The 15,994-nt window shown below is 70.4% G+C and carries 18 protein-coding genes; 9 read left to right on the plus strand and 9 right to left on the minus strand.

What is annotated here, in order from left to right; genetic code table 11:
• Positions 1-2: 2 nt before the first annotated feature.
• The gene (locus tag AC3WOE_RS05835) at positions 3-590 is read left to right on the plus strand and encodes a uracil-DNA glycosylase family protein (protein ID WP_492688961.1); all 588 of its coding nucleotides are present in this window, start codon (positions 3-5) and stop codon (positions 588-590) included.
• Here the strand turns inward: AC3WOE_RS05835 and AC3WOE_RS05840 are convergent.
• The 4 genes from AC3WOE_RS05840 to AC3WOE_RS05855 form a co-directional block, all read right to left on the minus strand.
• A complete protein-coding gene (locus tag AC3WOE_RS05840) occupies positions 587-1,114 on the minus strand; it encodes a hypothetical protein (protein WP_492688962.1) in 528 nt (175 codons plus the stop codon). The genes AC3WOE_RS05835 and AC3WOE_RS05840 overlap by 4 nt on opposite strands.
• Before the next feature lie 21 nt (positions 1,115-1,135).
• Positions 1,136-4,261 (minus strand): ligand-binding sensor domain-containing protein, encoded by a 3,126-nt coding sequence (locus AC3WOE_RS05845; RefSeq protein ID WP_492688963.1) that lies wholly within the window; start codon positions 4,259-4,261, stop codon positions 1,136-1,138.
• Positions 4,262-4,298: 37 nt separating this feature from the next.
• A complete protein-coding gene (locus AC3WOE_RS05850) occupies positions 4,299-5,072 on the minus strand; it encodes a substrate-binding periplasmic protein (RefSeq protein WP_492688965.1) in 774 nt (257 codons plus the stop codon).
• A 324-nt stretch (positions 5,073-5,396) separates the two neighbouring features.
• Positions 5,397-5,867 carry an Lrp/AsnC ligand binding domain-containing protein gene (locus tag AC3WOE_RS05855; RefSeq protein WP_492688967.1) on the minus strand — a complete coding sequence of 157 codons (471 nt, stop codon included), beginning with the start codon at positions 5,865-5,867 and terminating at the stop codon, positions 5,397-5,399.
• An 88-nt stretch (positions 5,868-5,955) separates the two neighbouring features.
• On the opposite strand from AC3WOE_RS05855, the gene putA reads away from it, so the two are divergent.
• Together putA and AC3WOE_RS05865 are read left to right on the plus strand one after the other, a co-directional pair.
• Complete coding sequence (putA, locus tag AC3WOE_RS05860; protein ID WP_492688969.1) at positions 5,956-9,513, plus strand: bifunctional proline dehydrogenase/L-glutamate gamma-semialdehyde dehydrogenase PutA; 3,558 nt, start codon at positions 5,956-5,958, stop codon at positions 9,511-9,513.
• A 78-nt stretch (positions 9,514-9,591) separates the two neighbouring features.
• A complete protein-coding gene (locus AC3WOE_RS05865) occupies positions 9,592-9,954 on the plus strand; it encodes a hypothetical protein (protein WP_492688970.1) in 363 nt (120 codons plus the stop codon).
• Here the strand turns inward: AC3WOE_RS05865 and AC3WOE_RS05870 are convergent.
• The 4 genes from AC3WOE_RS05870 to AC3WOE_RS05885 all read right to left on the minus strand — a co-directional run bounded on the left by AC3WOE_RS05870 (position 9,945) and on the right by AC3WOE_RS05885 (position 11,591).
• The gene (locus AC3WOE_RS05870) at positions 9,945-10,367 is read right to left on the minus strand and encodes a hypothetical protein (RefSeq protein WP_492688971.1); all 423 of its coding nucleotides are present in this window, start codon (positions 10,365-10,367) and stop codon (positions 9,945-9,947) included. The genes AC3WOE_RS05865 and AC3WOE_RS05870 overlap by 10 nt on opposite strands.
• Positions 10,360-10,647 (minus strand): hypothetical protein, encoded by a 288-nt coding sequence (locus tag AC3WOE_RS05875; protein ID WP_492688973.1) that lies wholly within the window; start codon positions 10,645-10,647, stop codon positions 10,360-10,362. The genes AC3WOE_RS05870 and AC3WOE_RS05875 overlap by 8 nt, the downstream gene beginning before the upstream one ends.
• Before the next feature lie 4 nt (positions 10,648-10,651).
• The gene (locus tag AC3WOE_RS05880) at positions 10,652-10,978 is read right to left on the minus strand and encodes a YbjQ family protein (protein WP_492688974.1); all 327 of its coding nucleotides are present in this window, start codon (positions 10,976-10,978) and stop codon (positions 10,652-10,654) included.
• 73 nt (positions 10,979-11,051) lie between these two features.
• Complete coding sequence (locus AC3WOE_RS05885; RefSeq protein ID WP_492688976.1) at positions 11,052-11,591, minus strand: GNAT family N-acetyltransferase; 540 nt, start codon at positions 11,589-11,591, stop codon at positions 11,052-11,054.
• Positions 11,592-11,626: 35 nt separating this feature from the next.
• On the opposite strand from AC3WOE_RS05885, the gene AC3WOE_RS05890 reads away from it, so the two are divergent.
• Positions 11,627-11,815 (plus strand): oxidoreductase-like domain-containing protein, encoded by a 189-nt coding sequence (locus AC3WOE_RS05890; RefSeq protein ID WP_492688978.1) that lies wholly within the window; start codon positions 11,627-11,629, stop codon positions 11,813-11,815.
• An 8-nt stretch (positions 11,816-11,823) separates the two neighbouring features.
• Here AC3WOE_RS05890 and AC3WOE_RS05895 read toward each other — a convergent pair whose 3' ends face one another.
• Positions 11,824-12,474, minus strand: coding sequence for an MSMEG_1061 family FMN-dependent PPOX-type flavoprotein (locus AC3WOE_RS05895; RefSeq protein ID WP_492688979.1), 651 nt, complete (start codon positions 12,472-12,474; stop codon positions 11,824-11,826).
• Positions 12,475-12,576: 102 nt separating this feature from the next.
• On the opposite strand from AC3WOE_RS05895, the gene AC3WOE_RS05900 reads away from it, so the two are divergent.
• The 5 genes from AC3WOE_RS05900 to AC3WOE_RS05920 are packed head-to-tail and all read left to right on the plus strand — an operon-like array spanning position 12,577 to position 15,941.
• A complete protein-coding gene (locus AC3WOE_RS05900; protein ID WP_492688981.1) occupies positions 12,577-12,855 on the plus strand; it encodes a DUF2277 domain-containing protein in 279 nt (92 codons plus the stop codon).
• 42 nt (positions 12,856-12,897) lie between these two features.
• Positions 12,898-13,293 carry an MAPEG family protein gene (locus AC3WOE_RS05905; RefSeq protein WP_492688982.1) on the plus strand — a complete coding sequence of 132 codons (396 nt, stop codon included), beginning with the start codon at positions 12,898-12,900 and terminating at the stop codon, positions 13,291-13,293.
• A 37-nt stretch (positions 13,294-13,330) separates the two neighbouring features.
• A complete protein-coding gene (locus AC3WOE_RS05910; protein WP_492688984.1) occupies positions 13,331-13,753 on the plus strand; it encodes a hypothetical protein in 423 nt (140 codons plus the stop codon).
• Positions 13,754-13,757: 4 nt separating this feature from the next.
• Positions 13,758-14,033, plus strand: a complete 276-nt coding sequence (locus AC3WOE_RS05915) for a DUF2164 domain-containing protein (protein WP_492688986.1) — start codon at positions 13,758-13,760, stop codon at positions 14,031-14,033.
• 60 nt (positions 14,034-14,093) lie between these two features.
• Complete coding sequence (locus tag AC3WOE_RS05920; protein WP_492689215.1) at positions 14,094-15,941, plus strand: ABC transporter ATP-binding protein; 1,848 nt, start codon at positions 14,094-14,096, stop codon at positions 15,939-15,941.
• Positions 15,942-15,994 lie beyond the last annotated feature (53 nt).

Here is a 15,994-nt window from a genome sequence, read left to right on the forward strand (position 1 = left end):
CGGTGGCGACGTCGCTCGCGCGCCTGCTGCCCGAGTTGCGCGCCTGCACGGCCTGCGAGCCGTCCCTGCCGCTGGGCGCCCGACCCATCTTCCAGCTCGACCGGCGCGCTCGCATCCTCATTGCCAGCCAGGCGCCGGGCCGCGTCGCGCACGAGAAGGGCCGGCCTTTCGACGACGCCAGCGGTGACCGTCTGCGCGCCTGGCTGGGTGTGTCGCGCGAGACCTTCTACGACCCGGCCTGCTTCGCCATCTTTCCGATGGGCCTGTGCTTCCCGGGCAAGGCCGCTTCGGGCGATCTGCCGCCGCGGCCGGAGTGCGCACCGCGGTGGCGGCAACGGGCACTCGATGCCCTGCCCGACATCCGCTTGACCCTGGCCATCGGTCAGCATGCCCTGGCCTGGCATCTGCAAAGCCGGGCCTCGGTCGACATGCTGGTCACCGGCTGGCGCGAAGGTCTGGCCCAGGACCTGCTGCCCCTGCCCCACCCCAGCCCGCGCAACCAGAACTGGCTGAAGCGGCGGCCCTGGTTCGAGGCGGAGGTGCTGCCGGCCTTGCGCCAGGCCGTCGCGCAGGTGCTGGCCGGGTCCTAGTCCGCGCGATCCGGCTTGACCGCCTTGCAGCGCAGCACCAGCTCCTGGATGCGGCCCTCATAGGCCAGCCGGGCCGCCGGCGCCTGCAGCACCTGGCGCTTGAGCAGCGCCTGCCCTGCATGCGTGGCCGCGAAATCCTCGATGGCCTTGCCGTCCTCGGCCGTGATGAGGGGCAGGGGTTCGGGCGGCTTCTCGCCGAGGGCCGTGTAGATGCTCAGCAGGCCATGCAGCGCATATTTGCGGCCCGGCAGGGAGTTGAAGAACTGGTCTGCCGCGGCCACGTCATCGGCGCTCAGGGACTCGGCCACGACCTTGTCCGTCGTCACATAGAGCTCATCGGGCTGCAGGGCCTGGATGCAGTCGTTCTGGACGGCGGGCAACACGCCCTTGGCCTGGCGCTGCTTGGCGGCGATCTGCAGGCCGATCAGGGCCGAGCGGGCGGTGATCTGGGCCGTCGTCGAGGCGGCCCCGGCCGTGAAGCTGGTCAGCAGGCCGGCGATGAGGGCGATGGAGCGGCGTTTCATGGGGCCATTGTCCAACCCGGCTCAGCCCTCCCAGGCCGCGGCGCTTTCGCAGCTGCTGCGCCTGATCTGCAGCCGGGGGTGCTTCATCCAGGTTTCGGTGTCCGGCCCCAGGGCTTCGGGCCGCAGGCCATCGGCGCGCAGCGCGCCCACATAGCCGTCGCGGCCCTGCGCCTTGGCGGCATAGAGGGCGGCATCGGCCAGGCTCAGCGTGGCGTCCCAGTCCCAGGCGCGCGGCGCCTCGGGGTCCAGCGGGAAGACGGCAAAGCCGATGGACACGGTGATGGACAGGGTGCGCCCGTCGGCCAGCGTGAAGGCCTGGTCGCGGATGGCGGCGCAGAAGCGCTGGGCCAGCTCCGTCGCGCCGCTGCGCGCGCCGCCGCGGGCCAGGGCCAGGAATTCCTCGCCGCCCCAGCGCACCAGCACGTCGCTCTCGCGGAAGACGCCGCGCAGGCGCCGCGCGAACTCGGTCAGCACCTGGTCGCCGGCGGCATGGCCATGGCGGTCGTTGATGCGCTTGAAGTGGTCCAGGTCCATCAGCACGACGAGGAGGTCGGCCTCCTCGTCGTAATTGCGGTCGGGATTGCCGTGGCGCGGTTCGGTGTAGTGGCGCAGGCAGAGCTGCAGGTCGGAGGCGACGCGCGAGTCCAGGTAGCGGCGGTTGCGCAGGCCGGTCAGCGGGTCGGTCGTGCTGGCCTCGCGCAGCTCGGCGGTGCGCTGGTCCACCAGGGCCTGCAGGGCCGACTCGCGCTGGCGCAGCTGGGCGGTGCGCCGCGCCACACCCCAGCGCAGCAGCGCCCATGCCAGGCCCAGCGTGGCCAGCACGGCGGCCGCCTGGGCCCAGCGCGTCTGCCACCAGGCGGGCACCAGCTCGATGTCCAGCAGCAGCGGCCGGTCGCCCCACATGCCGTGGTGGTTGGTGGCATAGACCTCCAGCCGGTAGCGGCCCGGCGGCAGGCCGCCGTAGCTCGCGAAGCGGGCGCTGGCGTCGGTGAAGGTCCATCCGGAGTCCCAACCCTCCAGCCGCATCATGTAGCGCAGCTTGGGCGGATCGATGTAATCCAGGGCGGCGAACTCGACGGCGAAGCTGCGCGTGCCGGCCGGCAGCTTCAGGCCCCGCATCAGGTCCTGCTCGGGCTGGAAGGGCTGGCCGTCGCGGCGCAGGCTGCTGATGACCACCGGCGGCGCATAGCGCGAGGGCATGAAGGCCAGCGGGTCGATGACGAGCAGGCCGCGGCTGCCGCTGAAGAGCAGGCGGCCGTCGGGCAGGGCGGCGTCGGCGAAGAAGCGCGGCGTGCCCATGGGCGGGCCCTCGGAGCCGCTGAGCTCGTCCAGGCGGTTGGCGATGGGGTCGTAGACCGACTGCTGGCTCCACACCCGGCCCTTGGCGTCCTCGTGCAGGTTGACGCCGAAGGGGCGGCCGGGCGCGCCCATGCGCTCGCTGATGCGCTCGAAGCGGGCGCGGCCCTGCTCGTCATAGCCCTTGAGCCGGTGCAGGCCGCTGACGGCGGTGTCCACATAGAGGCTGCCATCGCGCGTCAGCAGCAGGCCGAGCACGGCGGGGAAGCCGAGCGCCTCGCCCGGCGCGCCCTGCACCTCGACGAGGCGCTGGCCGTCCCAGCGGAACAGGCCGGCCAGGGCGCCGACCCAGAGCTGGCCGCTGCCGGCCTCGACGCGCAGCGCATGCACGCCGCCGCGCAGCGGCTCGCCATCGGCGCGGCGCACGCGTTCGATGCGGCCCTGGGGCGAAGCCAGGCGGTAGAGGCCGTCCTGCATGCCGACCCAGACTTCGCCCCCCTGGGCATTCGGCAGGGCCAGCACGCGGTGCGCCCGTCCGCCCTCCAGCGGCCAGCTTGCCAGCAGGCGGGCCGTGCGCGGCTCGCGCTGCTCCAGGCGCCCATTGGCGACCAGCCAGACGCTGCCATCCGGCCCTTCGGCGAGGTTGTCCACCGGCGTGTCGACCTCGCGCGGCCAGCGGCCGACGGTGCGCAGCTGCGCGTCCAGCAAGGCCACCGGGCCGCTGTGGGTCGCCACCATCAGCAGGCCGTCGCGGCGGGGCAGCAGGCCGCGCAGGTCGCTGCTGGCCAGGGGGCTGGCCGCATCGGCGTCGGGGCCGCGCACCGCCAGGGCGGGGTGTTGCTGGTGGCGCTGCAGGCCGACGCCATAGCCGCCCACCCACATGGCGCCGGTCTGGTCGCGCAGCAGCACGTTGACGTCGTTGCCGGCCAGGCCGCCGGGCAGGTGGGGGTTGTGGCGCAGCTGGCGCAGCAGGGCGCCAGTGCTGCCGTCCAACCAGGCGATGCCGTCGGTCAGGCCGGCCCAGACGGTGCCGTCGGCGCCTTGAGCCAGCGCCTGCACGCCGCCCTTGAAACGGGCCGGCAACCAATAAGGTCGCTTGCCCGCCTCGAGGCGGCCGACGCGGCCGTCCACGCTGCCGAACCAGAGCTGGCCGTCGCGGTCTTCCAGCAGGGTGCTGATGCCGATGGCGGCCTCGCCGTCCCCTTCAGGCAGGGCCACCGCCGTCCAGCTGCCCTGGGGGTCGCGTCGCATCAGGCCGCGCCAATGGCCCGCCCACAGCGAGCCGTCGCCACCCACGGCCAGGGACAGCACGCGGCGCTCGGGCTCGCCGTCGACCTTCAGCGGCTCGGGCTCGAAGCGCTCGGTCCTGGGTTCGTAGCGCAGCAGGCCCTGGCCCAGGGTGCCGACCCAGACCCGGCCACTGCCGTCCTCGGCCAGGGCGCGGATGGGCGTGGGGCGCTCGCTGCCGCTGCCCAGCACACGGACGCGGTCGAAGGCGGGGTCGTAGCGGGCCAGGCCGTTGACCTCGGTGCCTATCCACATGCCGCCGTCGGCCGCCGCCGCCAGCGAGCGCACCCAGCCGAGGTTGCGCTGCACGGCCGTCGCGCCTTCGCGCTCGATGGGGCGCAGGCGATAGCCGTCGAAGCGAGCCAGGCCGTCGCTGGTGCCGATCCAGATCAGGCCCTGGCGGTCCTGGGCCAGGCTGCCCACCACGTCGCGGGGCACGGCAATGGTGGCGAACTGGGGTTCCAGGGCGCCGGGAGCCGGTTCGGCCGATGCCAGACGGAACAGGGCGGCCAGCAGCAGCGCGGCCATGCCGCGCCAACGCGAGGATCGGCTGCGCGCTGTCATGCGCGAATCAGAACACAAGGCCGTTCGGCGGCACCCGTCACTCCCCGCGCTTGGTCAGCCGGTTTCGCCATAGATCGGTGTACTTGGCGATCAACCGGTTGGTGGTGCCATCGCCTTCGTAGGTATGCAGCTTCGACGCGACCGCCTCGGCGTATTTCACACAGGGCGAGCGGCGGACGAAGCCGTGGTGCACGGCGCCGTGGTTGACCATTGGGCTCAGCGGGACAACGGCGTCGTCGAGGCCATTGGCCGCGAGATAGGCGGTGCCGGCGAAGAAGCTGGTCACCAGATACTCGCCGCGGCCGCGCAGCAGGTTGGCAAAGCCGTCCGCCATGTCGTTGCTGGTCAGCACCTGCAGCTTGTCATGCAGGTATTCATCGAAGCCTTCGCCGAATCGGTCGCCGCGCGCCACCAGACCGATGTGGCCGACCAGGTCGGGCCATCCGCCGTAGGCGATGCGATGGTCGGCCCGCACGAAGACGGCCATCGGATTGGTCGAGACGCGTGCGCTGGTGAACTGCAGGAAGGCCTCACGCTCCGGCGTGGGCTTGAGCGCCGCGATCATGTCGATCTGGCCTTGTTGGGCAGCACGCAGAACCCGATTCCATGGCCCCAGATAGCGCACCTCTGCGCCGACGCCCAGTTCTCCGAAGATGCGTTCGGTCAGCTCGATGCTGGCCCCCACGAGCTTGCCGTCCTCCACCCAGTGGAAGGGCGGGTAGTTCGGGTTGGCCGAGAAGACGACCCGCGGGCATTCGGCGGCCTGCGCACTGCAGACCGCCACCAGGACGCACAGCAGCAGCGCCTTCATGTCGGGCCCTGGCCGCTAGGCCGCGTGTCGGCGGCGCCGTCCTCGCGGCGTTCACCAGGCGCCCGTTCCGTGACACCGATGCTCGCGCAGAGCGCCGTCACCCGGCATCCATCCACTGGGAGTCGCCCAGGCTCCATCATCAGCCCCTCTTTGCCTGCAGTTCTTCGCGTGTCAGCACACTTGTAAGCAACGCTGAAGAAGGTTGCGCATTTATGGTGCGTCCGATGAGTATGCTACGAACAGGCTCAGGCCGATCCCTCAGCCCACGGGGGCGGGGCGCAAGCGTGATCGCCACGGCGACCCGCTGAGCCTGCGCCGCGGGGCTCAGATCGGCAGCGCATTCGTCGACTTGACCTCCTCCATGACCGCATAGGTGCGCGTCTCGCGCACGCCCGGCAGGCTCCAGATCACGCTGCCGATGAACTCACGATAGGCGCTCATGTCGCGCACCCGGGTCTTGAGCAGGTAGTCGAAACCGCCGGCCACCAGATGGCATTCGAGGATCTCGGGCCGGGCCTGGACGGCGCCCTTGAAGGTGTCCATCACGTCCTGCACCGTGCGGTCCAGGTGCACCTCGATGAAGACCAGCATGGCCGCGCCCAGCTTGGCCGGGTTGAGCCGCGCCTCGTAGCCGAGGATGTAGCCGTCGCGGGTCAGGCGCTTGACGCGCTCCAGCACGGCGGTGGGCGACAGGTGCACTGTTTCCGCCAGCTTCAGGTTGGAAATCCGCCCGTCGGCCTGCAGGGCGCGCAAGATGCGTTCGTCGATCTTGTCGAGCTTGGTCTCATCGCTCATCTGGATTTTTGTCGGTCATTGCGTTGATCCTTGGAATTTAATCCAAGTTGACCGTCGATAGAGTGCGAAACCTCACCAGGAGTCCGCCATGCCCACGCCTTTCGCCGCCCCGACCGAACAGCCCCGCCTGCCCGATCCCTACCGGGCCGAGACCGGCGTGGTGCAGGCCCTGGCCGAGCGCGTCGGCGGTGCGCTGGACTGGCCCGGCGTCATCGCCATGGCCAGCCCCTGGGTGGAGCAGGTGCGCAAGAACCCGGCGCCCTTCTGGGCCATGGAATCACTGCTGCGCGAATACCCCATCACCAGCGCCGAGGGCCTGGCCCTGATGCGCCTGGCCGAGGCCCTGCTGCGCGTGCCAGATGCGCCCACGGCCATCGCGCTGACGGCCGACCAGCTCGGCCGCGCCGACTTCGACGGTGCCAGCGAAGGCAGCCCGCACAAGATGCTGGCCGCGCTGTCGGCCTCGGCCATCTCCATGTCCAAGCGTTTCCTGCCGGGTGCCGAGGACGAGGGCGGCCTGTTCAAGCGCCTGGGCGCCCAGACCGTCGTCGCGGCCACCGTGCGCGCCATCCAGCTGCTGGGCCGCCAGTTCGTGCTGGGTCGCAACATCGGCGAGGCCATGTCCGAAGCGGATGCCGCCCGCAAGCAGCAAAAGCAATTGCGCTTCAGCTACGACATGCTTGGCGAAGGCGCCCGCACCGAGGACGACGCGCGCCGCTACCAGGCCGCCTATGTGGGCGCCATCAAGGCCATCGCCGCCGGCCAGCGTGCCGACAGCCCGGAGGCGTCGGACGGCATCTCCATCAAGCTCAGCGCCCTGTTCAGCCGCTACGAGGTGCTGCAGCGCGAGCGCGTCTTCGCCGAGCTGCTGCCGCGCGTGTGGGCCCTCATCGAGCTGGCCGCCAGCGCCAACATCAACCTGACCATCGACGCCGAGGAAGTCGACCGCCTCGAGCTGTCGCTGGACGTGCTGGACGTGCTGGCGGCCAAGATCGCCGTCGTCTACCCGCAGTGGCGCGGCTTCGGCCTGGCCGTGCAGGCCTACCAGACCCGCGCCCTGGCCGTCATCGACGAGGTGGCCGCCATCGCCCGCAAGCACGGTCTGCGCTTCATGGTGCGCCTGGTCAAGGGCGCCTACTGGGACGGCGAGATCAAGCGCGCCCAGGAGCTGGGCCTGGCGCACTATCCCGTCTTCACGCACAAGCAGCACACCGACGTCTCCTACCTGGCCTGCGCCCGCGCGCTGATCCAGCATGCCGACGTCATCTACCCGCAGTTCGCCAGTCACAACGCCGGCACCATCTCGGCAATAGTGCAGATGGCCCGTGCCACCGGCGCCCCCTTCGAGATGCAGCGCCTGCATGGCATGGGCGAAGGCGTCTACCGCGAGGTGCTGAAGGACGGCTCCATCCCCTGCCGCGTCTACGCACCGGTCGGTGAACACCGCGACCTGCTGGCCTATCTGGTGCGCCGCCTGCTCGAGAACGGCGCCAACTCCTCCTTCGTCCACCAACTGGCCGACCCCAGCGTGCAGGTGCCCGAGCTGCTCGGCTCGCCGCTGGCCGATGTGCGCACAACCAGCGCCCTGCCGCTGCCGCCGGCCCTTTATCTGGACGGCGAAGGCCGCGGCCGCGCCAACTCCACCGGCGCCGACCTGACCGCGCCGGCCCAGCGCGCGCCGTTGCAGGCGGCGCTGGAGAGCACACCGGTCCACGCCGTTCCGGAGGCCTCGGCGGCCGAGGTCGACGCCGCCATGCAGCGCCTGCACGCCGGCTTCCCGGCCTGGAATCTGACGCCCGTCAGCCGCCGCGCCGCCATCCTGCGTCGCGCCGCCGACGATCTCGACGCCCGCCTGGCCGAGTTCTGCGCCCTGCTGGTCAAGGAAGCCTTCAAGACCCAGGCCGACTGCGTGGCCGAAGTGCGTGAAGCCGTCGACTTCCTGCGTTATTACGCCGACCAGGCCGAGGGCGATGCATCGCTGATGCAGGGCCGCGGCGTCTTCGTCTGCATCAGCCCCTGGAACTTCCCGCTGGCCATCTTTGCCGGCCAGGTGGTTGCGGCTCTGGTCGTCGGCAACAGCGTCGCCGCCAAGCCGGCCGAGCAGACGCCTTATGTCGCGCTGAAGATGGTCGAGCTGCTGCACGCCGCCGGCGTGCCGGCCGATGCGCTGGCCCTGCTGCACGGCCCGGGCGAAACCGTCGGTGCCGGCCTGGTGGCCCATGCCCACACGGCGGGTGTCTGCTTCACCGGCTCGACGGCCGTGGCCCAGATCATCAACAAGGCGCTCGCTTCGAAGCCGAACTCACCCATCCCGCTGATCGCCGAGACCGGCGGCCTGAATGCCATGGTCGTCGACTCGACGGCCCTGCCCGAGCAGGTCATCGACGCCGTCGTGCAGAGCGCCTTCCGCTCGGCCGGCCAGCGCTGCTCGGCCCTGCGCCTGCTCTGCGTGCAGTCCAGCATCGCCGAGGGCGTCATCGAGATGCTCAAGGGCGCGCTGTCGCAGCTGCATGTCGGCCAGCCGGCCGACCTGGCCACCGACGTCGGCCCCGTCATCGACGACGAGGCCCACGCCAACATCAGCAAGCATGTCGAACGCCTGAAGCGCGACGCCACGCTGCTGGCCGAGGCCCCGGTGGCCGAGCCCATGCCGCGCCAGATCCGTCCGGTCGCCTTCGAGCTGCCGCGCATCGCCCACCTCGGCGAGGAGATCTTCGGCCCCGTGCTGCATGTGGTGCGTTTCGAGGACTCGGTTGACGAGGTCATCGCCGAAATCAATGCGCTGGGCTATGGCCTGACGCTCGGCATCCAGACCCGCATCGACAGCCGCGCCCAGCGCCTGGCCGACGAGGCCCGCATCGGCAACGTCTACGTGAACCGCAATATCATCGGCGCCGTCGTCGGCGTGCAGCCCTTTGGCGGCGAAGGCCTGTCGGGCACCGGTCCCAAGGCCGGCGGCCCCGACTATCTGCGCCGCTTCTGCGCCGAGCCGCAGCTCGACGCGCCGGCTCCGGTGCTGGCCCTGGATGGCCCCGCCAACGCCCTGGCCGTGGGCGCCGATGCCGGCTGGCGCGACACACCGCTGGCCGACCGCATCGCCACGCTGCGCCGCGCCGCCGACACGCTGGATGCGCCCGCGGCCCTGACGCTGCGCGGCCTCTTCACCGCGGCGCAGACCCAGTTCGCCGACATGGTCCTGCCGGGTCCGACGGGCGAGAGCAACACCCTGCGCCACCACGCCCGCGGCGTCTTCGCCGTGCTGGGCCGCGGTGACGCGGGCCTGGCCGCCGTCGTCAGTGCCCTGCTGGCCGGCAACAGCGCCATCTGGCTGGGCGGCGACGAACGCGCCCGCCAGGCCCTGCTGCGCGCCGGCCTGCCCACGCAGGCGCTGACGCTGCTGCCCGATGCGACCCTGCCCGGCCTGCTGGCCGCACCGCAACTGGCCGGTGTCGCCGTGGCTTCGTCCGACGCCGCCACCGCCCATCGCCTGGCTCAAGCCCTGGCGGCCCGCACCGGCGCCATCCTGCCGCTGGTGACGGCGGCCGGTCATGTCCGCCAGCTCTATCGCTTCACGGCCGAGCAGACGCTGACGGTCAACACGGCGGCGGCAGGCGGCAATGCGGCGCTGCTGGCGGGGGTGCACTGACAGCGGGATTGCCGCTGTCACGCGGCCGAGCCACCATCTCCCCACACGCCCGCTGTTCCGGCGTGCAGGGAGAAAACGATGTTTCCTTGGTTCTGGCTCTGGGCGCCGCAGCTGCGCCTGCCCTTCAGCGGTGACGTGGCCCAGGACATCGAGCCGCGGCTCGACTGGTTCTTTGCCGGCATCAAGCCCCAGGCGGGCAACGCCCGCATCGAGGCGCGCGCCTTCGACGTCGCGACCTATGGCGACCAGCTCGGCGTCATCACCAGGCTGTTGATGGAGCTGGCCGAGCGCCAGCCGGCCGAGGTGCAGGCGGCGTCCCGGCCGCTGCGGGAGCTGCGCTCCATCCACGAGCGCATCGAGGCCATCAAGGATGAGGAGAGCGAGCGCGAGCTGGCGGTGCTGGAGGCGCGGGTGCAGCGCCTGCGCCAACGTCAGAAGTAGCGGGCGAGAAAGGCCGCCGCTTCCTCCGACAGCCCCACGATCTTGTTGGTCGCCTGGCGGTAGAACTTGAAGTTCAGTTCGGTCTCCGGGCGGCCGTCGTCCCAGTCCTTGAAGGGCTTGAGTTCGGCGCGGCCAAGGCGTCGCTGGATCAGCGCGGTGCGCTGGACCGTGATGCTGACGCGGGGTGTCTGGCGCTCGACGTCCGGCAGTCGGGGCGTGGCCTGGGCCGAGGTGACGACACCGCGCGCCACCAGGCCGGCGCCGCCCTCGTTCTCGCTGGCGAACAGAAAGATCACGTCGCCCGTGGCGATGCGCTTGCCGTCGTACATGGTTTTCTGCGCGGCAAAGGCCCAGCTGCCGGCGCCGGGGTCGGCAATCTCGGTCTTGATGGCGTAGCTGGGGCGCTCAGGCATCGGAAGCGGGTTCGTAGCGGCGTTCGCCGGTGCGTGGGTTGTACAGGACCTGCGTGGCCTGGCCGGACTCGGGGTCCACGAAGCGCTCTTCCGTCTTCTGCCAGTCGCCGCCCTCCACCGCGCTGCGCGAGCGGTAGCGCCAGCGTTCCAGCAGCACCGCCGCGGCAATCACGCAGCCCCAGAGGGCGAAGGGCGTCGCGTCCTGGTGGCCGGCCAGGCGGGTGGCCAGGCCGATCGCGCCGACCGCGAGGGCCACGATGAGCAGCATGGTGCGCAACATGGCGTCAGGATGCCACGCGCTCGACCACCACGGCCGTGCCGTAGGCGACGATCTCGCTCATGGTCTGGCCCATCTCCGACGAGTCGAAGCGCATCATGACCACGGCATTGGCGCCCATCAGGCTGGCGTTCTTGACCATGCGGTCGATGGCGTGGCGGCGCGCCTCCTCCAGCAGTTGGGTGTATTCGGTGATCTCGCCGCCGACGATGGAGCGCAGCCCGGCCAGGATGTTGCCCGCCAGCCCGCGGCTGCGCACGACGACGCCGAAGACCTGGCCCTTGACCTCGGTGACGCGGTGGCCGGCGAGGTTCTCGGTGGTGACGATGAGCACGGCTCTCTCCTTGTGATGGGGTGGCGTGATCCTCGGTTCGCGGGCATCAGGAAGACATAAGGGAAGTCGGGCATCAGTCCGCGCCGGGTGGCACGACATGGGCGCACATCCAGAAGTCGCCCGGCCGGCCGCGGACCAGGCGGTAGCTGTGCAGCAGCCCTTCGCGCTGGAAGCCGCAGCCCTCCAGCACCTTCATGGAACGGGTGTTGGAGACCAGGGCCGTCGCCTGCACGCGCAGCAGGCCGACATGGCCATGCGCCCAGTCGACCAGGGTGCGGGCCATGGCGCTCGCAATGCCCCGGCCCCAGGCGGGCGGCGACAGGTCATAGGCCAGCTCGGCTGTGCGGTTCTCGGGCGAGACGGTGTGAAAGCCTATCGAGCCCACCATCAGTCCGGTGGTGCGATCCGCGATGGCCAGCCTCAGCAGCGACGACGGCGTGTGCGTGAGGGCGGCGTAGTGAGCCAGTTCGCCAGCCACCTGTGGATTCCAGCTCGTGTGCTCGTGCACGAGGGGCAGGGACAGATAGCCGAACCAGACCGGGATGTCGGCGGCCTCGATGGGCCGCAGCATGACGAAGGGATGGTCGGACTCGGGCAGGGCGGTGAACTGCATGGCCCCGATTCTGCTCACCCGCACAATCGATGGCGATGCTGCCGATGCCCCCGCCACCCTTGCCCGACGTGGACCCCAAGCCCGAGCCGCCGCCGGAACCCGACTTCGACGCCTGCTGCGGCAATGGCTGCAGCCCCTGCATCTTCGACCTGCATGACCTGGCCATGGACGACTACCGCCAGAAGCTGCGGGCCTGGCGCGAGCGGCATCCGCAGGCCGTTTGAAGCGAGACTCAATAAAACCCCTCTCGCCGGCGATAGCGCTCCGCGCGCTCGCTGTCGTAACGGGCGGCATCGAACGCCTCGCCCTGGATGGCGCGGTGGATTTCGCCGCCGGTCGGCATGGAGGCGGGGTCGACGAAGCGCGTCGCGTCCCACAGCTGCGAACGCAGGAAGGCCTTGGAGCACTGCGTGTACGCCTCGTCGACGTCCACGAGCAAGCCGATCTTGGGCAGCTTGCCTTCGATGGCGCTGGGTGCGAGCAGGTCGGCATCCACGGTGAGCAGGGCGCGGCCGTTGATGCGCAGCGTGTCGGTCACGCCGGGTACGACGAAGAGCAGGCCCACCTGCGGGTTGGCGAGCACGTTGCGCATCGAGTCCGCCAGCCGGTTGCCCGGTCGTTCGGGGATCAGCAGCGTGCGGTCGTCCAGGATGCGCACGAAGCCGGCCGGGTCGCCGCGGGGGCTGAGGTCGCAGCGGCCGGCGCGGTCGCTGGTCGCCAGGCAGACGAAGGGCGAGCGCTCGATGAAGAGCCGCGTGGCCGCGTTCAGCCGGTCCGTGATCTTGGCGCAGGTCAGGGCGGCCGGCTCGCCGATCAGTGCACGCAGCTGGGCCTCGGACTGGACGATGTCGGTGGTGAGGCGGTGTGACAGGTGGGAGGTCATGGCTCGTTCGGGCGTGTCGGGCAGGCGTCCATTGTGGTGGGCGCGCATCTCGCGCAGCGCCCTCGCTAGGATGGTCAGATCCCTGGTTCCTCATGCAATGCCATGTGCCGCAACATCCGCACTCTCTTCAACTTCGAGCCCCCGGCCACCGAGGTCGAGATCCGCGACGCGGCCCTGCAGTTCGTGCGCAAGTTGAGCGGCTTCAATGTGCCGTCCAAAGCCAACGAGGCGGCCTTCGACCAGGCCGTGGCGGCGATCACCGCCGAGGCGCGCACGCTGATCGCCGCGCTGGTGACGACGGCCGAGCCCAGGAATCGCGAGGTCGAGGCGGAGAAAGCGCGGGTTCGCTCGCAGGCGCGCTTCGGTCCCCCGGGCGGATGATGCGCGGCGCGTCGACCCGGCGCGTATTGCGGAGGAAACCTCATGCCCAAGCTGCTGTCCCTCGTCGTCTGCATGACCCTGCTGACCTGGCTGACCGTGCTCGCGGCCAGCCTGATCCGGGCCCGGGCCTGGACGCCCAAGGGCCTGATGCTGGCCTTCGGCAACCGCGACAACCTGCCCGAGGCGACGCCGCTGGCTGGCCGTGCCCAGCGCGCCGCGGCCAACAGCCTGGAGAACCTGCTGTTCTTCGCCGCTCTGGCCCTGGTGGCCCAAGTGGCGGGTGCCACCAATGAACGCGTGCTGCTCGGCGCCCAGATTTTCCTGTGGGCCCGCGTCGTCTATGTGCCGGTCTATGTGGTGGGCATTCCCTTCGTGCGCACCGGTGTCTGGACGGTCAGCATCGTCGGCCTGGCCATGATGGTCGTGGGCATGACCTGACGCACAATCGCCGCGCCCCCGGCTCCCTCACACCGCCATGCGCCTGAAGCTCGCCCTGTTCTTCGTCGCCCTGCTGCTGCTCGTCGCGGCCTGGTTCGCCTTCGCCTGGCACTGGAGCTATTCCTCGGGCGAACGCGCCGGCTGGGTGCAGAAGTTCTCGCGCAAGGGCTGGGTCTGCAAGACCTGGGAGGGCGAGCAGGCGCTCGTCTCCCTGCCCGGCTCGGCCACGGTCGAGAAGTTCCAGTTCACCGTGCACGACGAGGCCACGGCCGAGGCCATCAACAAGGTCATGGGCCGCCGCGTCAACCTGCACTACGAAGAGAAGGTCGGCCTGCCGACCTCCTGCTTCGGCGAGACGCGCTATTTCGTCACCGGCGTCACGCTGGTGGACGAGATCTCACTGTCGCCCGGCGTCACCGTGCCCGTGCCGATGCCGCCGGCCTCGGCCGCCAGCCAGTAGGCCCATGGCCATCGAACTCGAGCGCCCCGAGCGCGAGCAGGCCGTCGCCTCGCTGCAGCGCTACCTGGAGGCGGAATTCGAGGAGCGCGTCGGCAACGTCGCCGCCGGTGCGCTGCTCGGCTTCTTCCTCGAAGAGATCGCGCCCCTGGTCTACAACCAGGCGGTGGCCGAGGTGCAGCAGCGCCTGGGCCAGCGTGTCGCCGAGGTGGACGTCGAAGTGCACGAGGACGCTTTCCAGTACTGGAGCCGGCGTGCGGCCAGGCCGGCCGGACGGCGCTGACGTTCGGCACTGACAACGCTGCCAAGCGACACTAGCGGGATGGCTTCGCTGTTCCAACCGCTGGTCGCTCGCTTCGAGCGCCTCGTCGATCCTTACCCCGAGACTGCCGGCACCGCGCCCCCCACGCGCTTCTTCGCCTTCCTGTGGCGCTGCGCCGATGGCGTGCGCAAGCATCTCTTCGCCGTCACGCTGTTCACCGCCGGCATCGCGGCGGCCGAGGCCCTGCTGTTCAGCCTGATGGCCTCGCTGGTGGACTGGCTGTCCACCATCCAGCCGGCCGAGCTGTGGGCCAGGCCCCAGCCCGTCGTGTGGCTGCTGCTCGGCGTGCTGGCCGCCAGCATCGTGCTCGCCTCGGCCCAGGCGCTGCTGAAGTACCAGGGCGTGTTCGGCAATTTCCCGATGCGGCTGCGCTGGATCTTCCACCGCCGCATGCTGTCGCAGAGCCTGGCCTTCTTCGGCGACGAGTTCGCCGGCCGCATCGCCACCAAGGTCATGCAGACGGCCCTGGCCGTGCGCGACACCTGGCTCATCGTCGTCGACATCCTGGTCTACGTGGCCGTCTACTTCGGCACCCTGGTCGCCATCGTCGCCAGCTTCAATGCCTGGCTGATCGTCCCCTTCGCCGGCTGGCTGGCCCTGTATCTGCTGGCCCTGCGCTACTTCGTGCCGCGCCTGGGCAAGATCGCCCAGGCCCAGGCCGATGCACGCAGCCTGATGACGGGCCGCATCACCGACGCCTATACCAATATCGCCACCGTCAAGCTGTTCGCCCACGGCCGGCGCGAGGCCAGCTATGCCAAGTCGGCGATGCAGGACTTCATGCTGACGGCCTATGGCCAGATGCGCCTGGTCACCGGCTTCGAGGTCGTCAACACCCTGCTGTCGGCCCTGCTCGTCGGCAGCACCGCCCTGCTGTCGCTGTGGCTGTGGGGCGTGAGCGCCATCGGCGTCGGCGCCGTCGCCGCGGCCACCGCGATGGGCATGCGGCTGAACGGCATCTCGCACTGGGTCATGTGGGAAATGGCCTCCCTCTTCGAGCACATCGGCACCGTGCAGGACGGGTTGGCCACGCTGTCCAAGCCACAGACCATTGCCGACGCGAGCGGTGCGACGGAGCTGGTGGTGCAGAACGACGGAACTGGGGGCGAGGTGCGCTTCGAGCAGCTGCGCTTCGCCTACCCCAATGGCAAGGTCGTCGTCGACGGGCTGGACCTGGTCATCAAGCCCGGCGAGAAGATCGGCCTCGTCGGCCGCAGCGGCGCGGGCAAGAGCACGCTGGTCAACTTGCTGCTGCGCCTGTACGACCTGGCCCCCGAGGGCGGCCGCATCACCATCGACGGTCAGGACATCGCCGGCGTCACCCAGGACTCGCTGCGCCGCCATATCGGCATGGTCACCCAGGACACCTCGCTGCTGCATCGCTCGGTGGCCGACAACATCCTCTACGGCCGCCCCGACGCCAGCGTGGACGACATGCAGCGCGCCGCCGTGCGCGCCCATGCCGACGAGTTCATCGCGACGCTGTCCGACCCCAAGGGCCGCACCGGCTTCGAGGCCTTCGTCGGCGAGCGTGGCGTCAAGCTGTCGGGCGGCCAGCGCCAGCGCATCGCCATCGCCCGCGTGATGCTGAAGGACGCGCCCATCCTGTTGCTGGACGAGGCCACCAGCGCCCTGGACAGCGAGGTCGAGGCCGCCATCCAGCAGTCGCTCTACACGCTGATGGAAGGCAAGACCGTCGTCGCCATCGCCCACCGCCTGTCCACCATCGCGGCCCTGGACCGCCTCGTCGTGATGGACGCCGGCCGCATCGTCGAGCAGGGCTCGCATGCCGAGTTGCTGGCGCTGAACGGCATCTATGCGCGGCTCTGGGCGCACCAGAGCGGGGGCTTCCTGGGCTTGGAAGACTGAGCCAGGACCGAGGACAGGACCTGCGTCCTGTCCGACGCCTCGCGAAGCCCGGC

This window comes from Roseateles sp. FW305-36, assembly GCF_058787015.1.